General features: G+C 50.8%; 9 protein-coding genes. 1 reads left to right on the forward strand and 8 read right to left on the reverse strand.

What is annotated here, in order from left to right; translation table 11 throughout:
* The 7 genes from hflX to nnr all read right to left on the reverse strand — a co-directional run bounded on the left by hflX (position 1) and on the right by nnr (position 8212).
* Complete coding sequence (gene hflX, locus JK211_RS02650) at positions 1-1281, reverse strand: ribosome rescue GTPase HflX (protein ID WP_212707119.1); 1281 nt, start codon at positions 1279-1281, stop codon at positions 1-3.
* Between the two features lie 75 nt (positions 1282-1356).
* Entirely contained in the window at positions 1357-1656 is a 300-nt protein-coding gene (gene hfq / locus JK211_RS02655) for an RNA chaperone Hfq (protein ID WP_212707120.1), read from the reverse strand.
* Between the two features lie 99 nt (positions 1657-1755).
* Entirely contained in the window at positions 1756-2706 is a 951-nt protein-coding gene (gene miaA, locus JK211_RS02660; protein WP_212707121.1) for a tRNA (adenosine(37)-N6)-dimethylallyltransferase MiaA, read from the reverse strand.
* A complete protein-coding gene (gene mutL / locus JK211_RS02665) occupies positions 2699-4591 on the reverse strand; it encodes a DNA mismatch repair endonuclease MutL (protein ID WP_212707122.1) in 1893 nt (630 codons plus the stop codon). The genes miaA and mutL overlap by 8 nt, the downstream gene beginning before the upstream one ends.
* 50 nt (positions 4592-4641) lie before the next feature.
* Positions 4642-6228: an N-acetylmuramoyl-L-alanine amidase gene (locus JK211_RS02670; protein WP_212707123.1), complete on the reverse strand. Its 1587-nt coding sequence runs from the start codon at positions 6226-6228 to the stop codon at positions 4642-4644.
* On the reverse strand, positions 6225-6701 hold the full coding sequence (gene tsaE, locus JK211_RS02675; RefSeq protein WP_212707124.1) for a tRNA (adenosine(37)-N6)-threonylcarbamoyltransferase complex ATPase subunit type 1 TsaE: 477 nt from the start codon (positions 6699-6701) through the stop codon (positions 6225-6227). The genes JK211_RS02670 and tsaE overlap by 4 nt, the downstream gene beginning before the upstream one ends.
* A gap of 2 nt (positions 6702-6703) precedes the next feature.
* Positions 6704-8212: a bifunctional ADP-dependent NAD(P)H-hydrate dehydratase/NAD(P)H-hydrate epimerase gene (nnr, locus tag JK211_RS02680; protein WP_212707125.1), complete on the reverse strand. Its 1509-nt coding sequence runs from the start codon at positions 8210-8212 to the stop codon at positions 6704-6706.
* Positions 8213-9027: 815 nt separating this feature from the next.
* Between nnr and JK211_RS02685 the strand changes: the two genes are divergently transcribed.
* The gene (locus tag JK211_RS02685; protein WP_212707126.1) at positions 9028-9885 is read left to right on the forward strand and encodes a branched-chain amino acid aminotransferase; all 858 of its coding nucleotides are present in this window, start codon (positions 9028-9030) and stop codon (positions 9883-9885) included.
* 170 nt (positions 9886-10055) lie between these two features.
* On the opposite strand, the gene JK211_RS02690 is transcribed toward JK211_RS02685, so the two are convergent.
* Positions 10056-10382 (reverse strand): hypothetical protein, encoded by a 327-nt coding sequence (locus JK211_RS02690; protein WP_212707127.1) that lies wholly within the window; start codon positions 10380-10382, stop codon positions 10056-10058.
* Positions 10383-10569: the final 187 nt, after the last annotated feature.

A 10569-nucleotide genomic window follows, 5' to 3' on the forward strand; every position in this document is an offset into this window, starting at 1 on the left:
TCAGACAATATAATCAATGACTGAGGGCTCCTGCTTGCACAGGCGCCGCCAGTCAACAATTGGCATACGGATCTGTATTCCGGTACTGCCGTCTTCTTCATTCCACTCTTTTTCTATCGCATGCAGCTGATAGAAGCGGCTGCGTAACTTACCGGCTTCCGGTGGCAGTCGCAGCTGATAGCTGGCAATTTCACCAGCCAGCCGTTCAGACAAGGCCTGCCAGAGTAACGGCAGTCCGACACCACTGCGGGCAGATAACCACACCCGTACCGGCATATTCTCTTCATTACGATCAATACGCGGCTCAAAATCGTCCAGCATATCGATTTTATTCATCACCAGTAATGCCGGAATTTCATCTGCTTCAATTTCGGCCAGTACGTCATTGACCGCATCAATATTTTCGCTGACCCGTAAATCGGCGGCATCAATAACATGCATCAGTAAAGAAGCCTGCCGGGTTTCCTGTAATGTGGCTTTAAACGCAGCCACCAAATCATGAGGCAAATGGCGGATAAATCCGACGGTATCGGCCAGCACAACTTCACCGACATCAGCAACCTGTAACCGGCGCAGTGTCGGGTCAAGGGTGGCAAATAACTGGTCTGCCGCATACACCTCTGCGGAAGTCACCGCATTAAACAGTGTTGATTTCCCGGCATTGGTATATCCCACCAGCGAAACCGTGGGTACGTCAGCTTTTGCACGTGCCTGGCGCCCCTGTTCGCGCTGCTTCTCTACCCGTGACAGGCGCGATAATATCAGGCTGATACGATTACGCAGTAAACGACGGTCAGTCTCCAGCTGGGTTTCCCCCGGGCCACGCAGTCCTATTCCGCCCTTCTGACGTTCAAGGTGTGTCCAGCCCCGTACCAGGCGGGTTGCCAGATGACGTAGCTGGGCAAGCTCAACCTGCAATTTACCTTCGTGAGTACGGGCCCGTTGTGCAAAGATATCCAGAATAAGTCCGGTACGATCGACCACCCGGCATTGACATAAACTTTCCAGGTTACGTTCCTGGGCTGGTGACAGTGCATGATCAAACAGTACTACCGACGCACCGGTCGCTTTCACTGCTTCGGCAATTTCTGCCGCTTTGCCTTCACCAACGAAGTATTTGGGATGGGGAGCTTTACGGCTTCCGGTCACGACCTGGAGTGATTCAACACCTGAAGAAGAAACCAGTGTTTCAAATTCTTCTAAATCCTCCACGTCCCGGTCCTGTGAAAACCAGATATGTACCAGTACGGCCTGCTCGCCGGCATCATAACGCTCAAACAAGCGAAAACCTCTCTTTAAAAAAGACCAGGACGGGAAACACTAAATTGTTGCCAGCCCTGGCATGCGAGTGACTAATTACTCTGCGCTGTCACCGTCTTGTTGTGACTGTGTCGGTGCTGTCCCGTTATTATGATAGTTGCTACCACCTGCCGGAGCATTGGTGTGATGAGACACAGGACGAGAAGGCACCACGGTAGAAATCGCGTGCTTATAGACCATCTGACTAACGGTATTTTTTAACAGAATGACAAACTGATCAAATGACTCGATCTGACCTTGCAATTTAATGCCATTCACCAGATAAATCGAAACCGGTACACGTTCGCGACGCAACGCGTTCAAAAACGGGTCTTGTAATGATTGCCCTTTAGCCATTCTATCTTTTCCTTATATGCTTGTTGTTTATTATTTCAGAACCAACAGTGTAAAAATTGCGAAAAATTTTGCGCACGGTAACGAATCAATTGTACACAATCACCGAATGTTAGCACTAACTACCTGCATAATCGCATCTTGTGCCAATGCGGGTTGATCACTGTCAAGCCAGTGAACATTTTGCCAGCCACGTAACCAGGTCATCTGCCGTTTTGCCAGCTGTCGTGTGGCACAGATTCCGCGAAAAACCATTTCATCGTAATCTGTTTCACCCGATAAAAATGCCCACATCTGGCGATAGCCCACACAGCGAATTGACGGCATATCCGTATGCAGATCACCTCGTGCAAATAATTCCCGTGCTTCAGCCTCAAAGCCCGACGCCAGCATCTGCTGAAAACGTAACGCAATGCGCTCATGCAATAATTCCCGGGTTGCAGGCGCAATAGCGAACTGCATCACATCGTAGGGTAACGTTTCACCAGAAATTTTTGTCAGCTCAGTTAAAGTTTTACCCGAAATCAGGAAAACTTCCAGTGCCCTTGAGAGTCTCTGCGGATCATTCGGATGAATACGCAGACCCGCTTCAGGATCTATCTGACATAAATCACGATGCAGGGACTCCCATCCCTCATTTTTCGCTCTGTCTTCCAGCTGTTTGCGGACTTCAGGGTTTGCCGCAGGCAACGGTGACAATCCCTCAAGTAACGCTTTGAAATAGAGCATCGTTCCGCCAACAAGCAACGGAATACGCCCGTCTCTTACAATATCATCCATTTCTTTCAGCGCATCACGACAGAAATCTGCCGCTGAATATGCTTCAGCAGGATCCCGGATATCCAGCAACCGGTGCGGCGCCAGGGCCAGTTCTTCTGCCGAAGGTTTTGCGGTACCGATATCCATCCCTTTATAGATCAACGCAGAATCGACACTGATAATTTCCACCGGCAGCTTCTGGCGCAATGCAATGGCCTGTGCCGTTTTTCCGGAGGCTGTCGGCCCCATTAAAAATATCGCCTTCGGCCGGCTGGCCTGGTTTATTTCACTCATTTTTCAACGCTTCAAAGACATTATCTAAATCTACTGCCTGCAATAAGCCTGCCGGAGGTGCTGAAACCAGCGACGGTGTCAGCCTCTCCAGATCTGCCAGTAAGGCAATAGCCTGTGAGTGATTCCATTCCGAGTGAACAGTGTGGCAACGTGACGCCAGCCACTGGGCGAGTTGCTCTGCACCGACCTCTGACTGCAGGGCAAGATAGCCTAACAGTTCCGGAATCAAGTTTTGTAAATTTTGTGTTCGTAATGGTAAAGGCACACCACGTAAGGTCACATGCTGCGCATCTGTCGCAAAATCCATTCCCAGATATTGCAGGCTGTCGATGTGGGTTGTCAGGGCCCGGAGTTCCTGCTTCCCTGCTTTCAGGCGTACGGGGATCAGTAATGGCTGAGTACGCAGCGGCTCCCCGTCCGGTTGTAATTGCGCACGGATCAGCCAGCGTGCTGCGACTGTCAGGGAAATGATCCTCAGGCCCTGAGCGTTTTCCGTCACGGCATACGACTGGCGCAGCACCGTAAGCACCCGGCCAAAGCTCTGCTGATGGGCCTCCAGTGGTGAGTCTGTGGCTACTGGCCCGGGAGCTGATATACCGGTCGCCAGCGGCTCACGAGCAGCCGATAACATACGCTGGTAGGCCTCTCCCTGTTTCGCCTGATACCCTTCGCCAGCAAAAGTTGCCCTCGCAGGCCAGCTGGTGGCAGTGCTGCCACCACTGCGGCTCTGGCGGGCAGGCGGTTCACTGCTGCGGGTATCCCTCTCCGGGTGTCGCTCCGTCTCAGGTGGTGAGGAGAAACGGTTCGTTCCGGCAGAACGACGATTCTCCGGCGTGTGGCTGGCTGAAGGGGGATTATGTTGCGACTCTGTCAGCGGATCCCGTTGTGCTGCACTCTGTAAAGCACTGAGAACGCCCTGGTAAATAAAATCATGTACCAGACGTGACTGATGAAAACGCACTTCATGCTTGGCCGGATGTACATTAACATCAACCTGGTGGGGATCAATTTGCAAATAAAGCACATAAGCCGGCTGCTGATCATCCCCCAGCTTGTCCTGATATGCCTGGCGGATAGCGTGGTTGATCAACTTATCGCGCATCATACGACCGTTCACGTAACAATACTGCACGTCAGTGATCTGCCGTGCGCCCTGAGGTTCAGCCACCCATCCGTTCAGATTCAGCGAACCATGTTGCCACTCAAGGTACAGGGCATGCTCAACAAAAGTTGTCCCGCAAATAGCCCCTAAACGACGCTCACGCTGACGCTGGTCATTGGCAATCCGGTACTGACGCACCATTTTACCGTTATGGCTAAGGGACAGTTCCACGTCAAAACGTACCAGCGCAATCCGGCGAATAATTTCGTCGATGTGGGTAAATTCGGTTTTTTCGGTACGTAAAAACTTACGCCGGGCGGGCGTATTATAAAACAGGTCTAAGACTTCCAGGGTAGTACCGCAAGGGTGCGCAGCGGGTTTCAGTGTTACTGCCATATCACGGCCTTCGGCATAGGCCTGCCATGCGCCGCTCTGTTCTGCGGTGCGTGACGTCAGTATCAGCCGCGACACCGAACTGATACTGGCCAGCGCCTCTCCCCGGAAGCCGAGACTCATAATGGCTTCAAGGTCATCCAGACTGGTAATCTTACTGGTGGCATGACGGGCCAGGGCCATCGCCAGTTCATCTTTAGCAATACCCGCGCCATTGTCCCGGATAGAAATACGCTTAGCTCCGCCTTTTTCTATCCCGATATCTATTTTCGTCGCCCCGGCATCCAGACTATTTTCCACCAGCTCTTTCACCACTGATGCCGGACGCTCTACCACCTCTCCGGCAGCTATCTGGTTAGCCAGCTGAGGTGGTAATATCTGTATAGCCATAGCCGATCCCCGCAGAAATAGCTTATCAACAGCCTCCGTTTCCGGATAATTTATGGCTGAGAAATAGTCAGAGTCTGGCCCAGCATTACATTTTCTGAGCGCATATTATTTTGTTGCATAATAGTTTTACCACTGACGCCGTAGCGCGCAGCAATACTGCTTAATGAATCACCTTTGACGACCTTATGCTTAATCATCGACGCTTTTCTGGCTACCGGCACACTTTTTCCGGCCACAGCGATCTTCAGACGTTGTCCTGTCCAGACGCCTTCTTTTTTCAGTTTATTTAGCGCTACCAGTGAACCCGGGGTGACACCATAGCGCTGAGCGATCCCTGACAGGGTTTCTCCCCGCTGCACAATATGGATGTGTGTCGTTCCCTTGCTAAGATTTCCCGCGGAACTCACCGCAATGGCTTTATTCTCTTTCTGCGGAATACTTTGCAGCGGATGGATTTTAAAATAGTTATACAGCCCGTGATAGATAGCTTTCGCTATTTTATCCTGATAAGCACTGCTGCCCAGTAAACGTTCTTCCTGACGGTTACTGATGAATCCGGTTTCAACCAGTAACGACGGTATATCCGGTGACCGTAACACACCGAGACTGGCATGCTCTGGTAAACGTTTATGCATCGGGGTGACCACCCGCAGTTGCTGAATCACTTTGACGGCCACGTCATACCCTACCCGCTGCGAGTGCCCAAACTGCAGGTCCAGTACTGCCTGGCTAAAATAGGGGTCAGCTTTATTGCTTGCCAGCAGATCACCGGCACCGCCTAATAACTCAGATTGCTTCTCTGTTTTTTCCAGCCAGCCTGCCATTTCAGAATTTGCCCGCCGGTTTGAAAGTACCCAGACCGAAGCACCACTGGCTGTATGGCTGGGTGCTGAATCCGCATGGACAGACAACAGCAGATTGGCGTTTTCTTTACGTGCCACTTCCGAACGGCCCATTACTGATACGTAGTAATCCCCGTTACGGGTCATAACGGCCTTGAACATCCGGTTAGCATTCAGCAGTTTCTGTAATTTACGGGCAATAGAAATAGTGACATTTTTCTCTTTCAGGCCATTCTGGCCGATAGCGCCCGGGTCCTGTCCGCCATGGCCTGCATCAATAGCAATGATGACCTGCTCGTTACGCTGCGGTTGACTCACCGTCGTCGCAACTGCCTGACTGGCCGGTGGCTGCACCACCTGCGGGGTCACCGGACTGACCGGCGCTGCTTTGGCCGTTTGTCGCCCGCGTAAAGAAAAAATGACCTGATACTGATCACCTTGTTGTGTTAGCCGGGTGACAGTGCTGGCCGGCTGAGTCAGTTCGAACACCAGCCGGAAACTCTGATTATCCGCCGGTTGACTGGTACGAATGCGTTTTACAATATTTTCACCACTGAAGTTCAGCGGCAGGCCATTAATTTTCCCGGTCTGACGAATATCCATCACGACTCGTTCAGGATTGTGCAGAGAAAACCATGAATAGGCAGGTTTACCGCTAAAATGCAGGGTCACTGTCGTCAGTGAGTCGCCGTTCCGGACACCAATATTGGACAAGCTCGCCGCGACAGAAAGCCCCGGGAGCAGCAATATCATCCACAGAAACAGCCGGTAACGGCTAAAAAACCGCCGTGTCATATCTCTTTCCCGTCCGCGGTCAGTATGCTCAGCAGCGTTTCACCATACGGGCTTTCGGCAACAATTTCTGCCTGACGGGCATCACTGACGTAACTCATCGTTACCGTCAGGTCAGGGTCAGGTAAGAAACCGTTTCCGCGCTGCGGCCATTCCACCAGACAGATGGCATCCCCGGAAAAATAATCACGGATCCCCATAAACTCCAGTTCTTCCGGATCAGCCAGCCGGTATAAATCGAAATGATATATTGCACGATCACCAAGGGTATAGGGCTCAACCAGCGTATAAGTCGGACTTTTTACATTACCCTGATGCCCAAGTGCCTGAATAAAACCACGGCTAAAGGTGGTTTTTCCTGCCCCCAAATCACCATACAGGTAAATGACCGTGGCACGCTGGCTGGCAAGTGCCAGGGCAGCACCTAATCGGAGGGTAGCTGATTCGTCGGGTAAAGAGATTACAGAGGTTTTCATTCTTATTTCAGATTCATTTCCGGATTAACTAATCGCCTGAGCGGATAAAATAAATCGCTGGCTAACATACCCCGCATGCCATACTCACGGGCAACAAGATCGGCAGCACCGCCATGGGCAACAACGCCTGCGCAGGCTGCATCATAGAGAGAGAGTTTCTGTCCGGCAAGTGCAGCAATGATACCGCTCAGTACATCGCCCATTCCTCCGCTAGCCATCCCCGGATTGCCCACATCAGCAATCACCGTCGCTCCGCTTTCAGACGCTATCACAGTACCGGCACCTTTAAGCACCACTACTCCGCCATAACGCTGTACCAGCTTATGTGCCGCCTGCAGCCGGTTACTCTCCACAACCTGAACCGATGTACCTAACAACCTGGCAGCTTCCCCCGGATGAGGGGTCAGGATGCGATTCTGACGTGTATCGGGGTCGATTGCCAGAAGGTTAAGGGCATCCGCATCCCAAAGTGTGTCTTTTTTACTTTTTTTTACCTGAGCAAGGATTCGGCGTCCCCAGTCTCTCTGGCCAAGGCCGGGACCGGTCACCACTATATCGGCCCAGTCGATACTTTCCTGTAATCGTTGTTCTGACACCGCAGCCACCATAAGTTCCGGACGAGCGGCCAGTAACGCGGTCACATGTTGCGGATGGGTCAGTACCCGTACCAACCCGGCACCACTGCGTAATGCGGCTTCTGCTGCCAGCCTTATAGCACCGCCGGTCCCCTCATCTCCCCCTGCCAGTAATAGCCGGCCATTATTCCCTTTATGTGCGGTTGCATTGCGGGGGAGGATCCAGCCCGATAAATCTGCCGTATCTTTACGACGGATCGGCGGCTCGCTATATATTTCACTGAGGGATGGCCCCAGCGGATCCACAAGGATCTTCCCGCAGTATTCCCGGGCTTGACCGGTCAGTAAACCTGCTTTTAAGGCAATAAAACTCAGTGTTACTGTCGCTTTGATCGCCTCTCCGGGTACGGCTCCCGTATCAGCCATCAGCCCTGACGGAATATCCAGTGCCAGCACCGGGCAAGATCGTTGTAAGGTTTTACGGATCAACTGACAATAAGGCTCTTGCGGTGCCCGGTTCAGTCCTATTCCCAGTAACCCGTCAATGATCAAATCCTCGTCACCGGGCCATTCACCGTCAGCAGCTGTGCATTTTCCGCCACACTCAAGCCACTTTTCCCGTGCACGGTGAGCTTCCGGCGGCGCATTCTGCCAGTCACAGGCGACCAGAGTTACCTGATATCCCGCCTGTTTTGCCAGCCGGGCGATAATATAGCCATCGCCACCGTTATTACCGCCACCGCACAGGACCCGCCAGTGTCTGGCCTCTGGCCATAACTGACATGCTCTGGCAAAAGCAGCCTGCCCGGCACGCTCCATCAGCGTATAAGGGCTGATACCCTCGGTTTCACATAAATATTTTTCAAGCCGGGGAAAGTGAGCGACAGGCCATACAGCCTCAGGTAATAACGGGGAACAGGGATCCTGAACAGACATTTGCCACCTCTTACGGGAGATAACGACAGGCAGCCACCATATCATGCTCCCGGTCCAAAATGGAGCTGACCCGCAGATATTGCAACTTCATACTTTACCTGCGCCGCGAGGTTTTATCCGATCCTGAGATAACATCGTGCTGAATTTTCTGACCGGAAATTTTTCTGTGGATAAAAATAAAAACGCTTGGTGATTCAAGGTGTACAGACGAAATATGACCAATACTGCATCAGGAAGATATTTGAATTATAAATAATTAAATCAATGCATTAAACACGACAATATCCGTTCGTGATGTCGGTAAGTTATGAGGAATGTTGTATGGGCGATTGTGGATAACTCTGTTCACAGAAAACGGAATATTACCATTAATACTGGGCAATATTTCGGGAAACAGGTCACTGATTGTAATGTTACCCACAGATTTCCATCTGGCGATGAATTTCGGGGAGGCGCATTATGCCGCTATCACCTGCTGATAGCAATCATCAAATCACATCCCTGAGACTGAATGGTTATTATTTGTTCATGTCAAAAAATACAGCCACTGAAAAAATCAGTATTAACTGGAATAATACGATAGTTATCAGACAACTATATTGGATTAGTAGCAGATCATTAATTTAATCAATGATCCTTAAGTACTGAGCAGGATCATCACTACGGCCGGAATAGATCGCATCAAAATCATCCCTGCAGAAACTATTCAGTGGCTACTTTTTCTTGCTATGCTGGGATTCGTTGTTGTTGTTCCTGTTTTCTGAACAACATCGTTTCAATAGTAAATAATCTATCGGCAATCTGGAAAATAAATAATGAATAGTCGCGAAATCATCTGGTTTGATGGGGAGTGGAGTACCAAGGATAAACCGGTTATTGGTTTAACCGATCATGCACTATGGATGGCCTCCGGAGTGTTCGATGGTGCCCGTTCCGTTAAAGGCCATCTGCCGGATTTGGATGCCCACTGTCAGCGGGCGATAAAGTCAGCTATTACCATGGGAATGGCACCTAAAATTTCTGCAGAAAATATTGCTGATTTAGTCCGTGAAGGCTTAACTCAGCTGCCACATGATACCGATTATTATATTAAAGTACTGTTCTTTTCACCGGGCGGATTCCTGTTACCGGATCCGGACAGTACAACTTTCGCACTGCATATTTTTGAAACTGCGCTTCCGGAAGATAACGGTTTCAGTGCGACTTTCAGCCCTTATCGCCGTCCGGATGCCAGCATGGCGCCTACCGAAGCGAAAGCCTCCTGCCTGTATCCGAATACACAGCGTATTATCCGTGAAGCTAACCAGCGCGGCTTCAATACTGCCGTAGTACTGGATGCCGAAGGCAATATTGCCGAGTTTGCTGCGGCAAATCTCTGGATTGTTAAACAGGGTACCGCGTATACCCCGTTACCTAATGGCAGCTTTCTGAACGGAATTACCCGCCAGCGGGTGATTAAACTGCTGCGCGCAGAAGGTATTCCGGTGGAAGAAGTCACACTGACAACGGAAGATGTACTGAACGCTGACGAAATTTTCAGTACCGGTAACCATGGCAAAGTATTGCACTGTAATCGTATTGAAGAAAAAACATTATCCTGTGGCCCTGTCAGCAGCCTGGCCCGCCGGTTATATCAGGACTTTACCTTACAGTCTGAAAAAGTGACCGGCTGACCTGCCGCTTTCCATTGCTATAGAATCGTCAGCGTAAATCGGCGCTGACTTTTTTTTGCCGGTCATTTCTGCCCCGCTTTCTCTGCCAGTCACCTGCATACCTTAGTCATATGACCAGTACGGAGGTGACCCGAATTTTTCGGCAAGAAAGTCACTGACGGTACGGACATTCAGCGGGATAAACCGCGCCCGGGGATAGACCATGGCAATAACGCTTTTTCCTGACTGACTCCGGCCTGCCACTCCGGTAATAGTCGAATAAACCGTTTTTGTCGTAACAGTTCACCTGCCTGCCAGTCCGGCATTAACACAATATCAGCCCCCTTAAGGGCTGCGTTGACCAGTGTTTCCGCATTGTTTGATAACAGAATCGCGTCCGGGGCGTTAATCCTGACCAGCCCTGCCGGTGAATTCTGGCGATCACGCAAACGCTGTGCCGTATCATTCAGTACCTGGCGGAAAGTATTACCATACATCAGCCCGGCTTCGTTTGGCACGATAGTCCGAGTATTACGGTAAGGTTGTCTGAGGGAAAATAGCAACGAAAAAAGGACCCGAAGGTCCTTTTTTCTGCGACTTGCAAATACTCTCTCGTTTCGCAAATCTGAATCTGGAGCGGGAAACGAGACTCGAACTCGCGACCCCGACCTTGGCAAGGTCGTGCTCTACCAACTGAGCTATTCC

It is taken from the genome of Tatumella sp. JGM130 (assembly GCF_018257525.1).
In the GTDB taxonomy this organism is placed as follows: Bacteria; Pseudomonadota; Gammaproteobacteria; order Enterobacterales; family Enterobacteriaceae; genus Tatumella; species Tatumella punctata.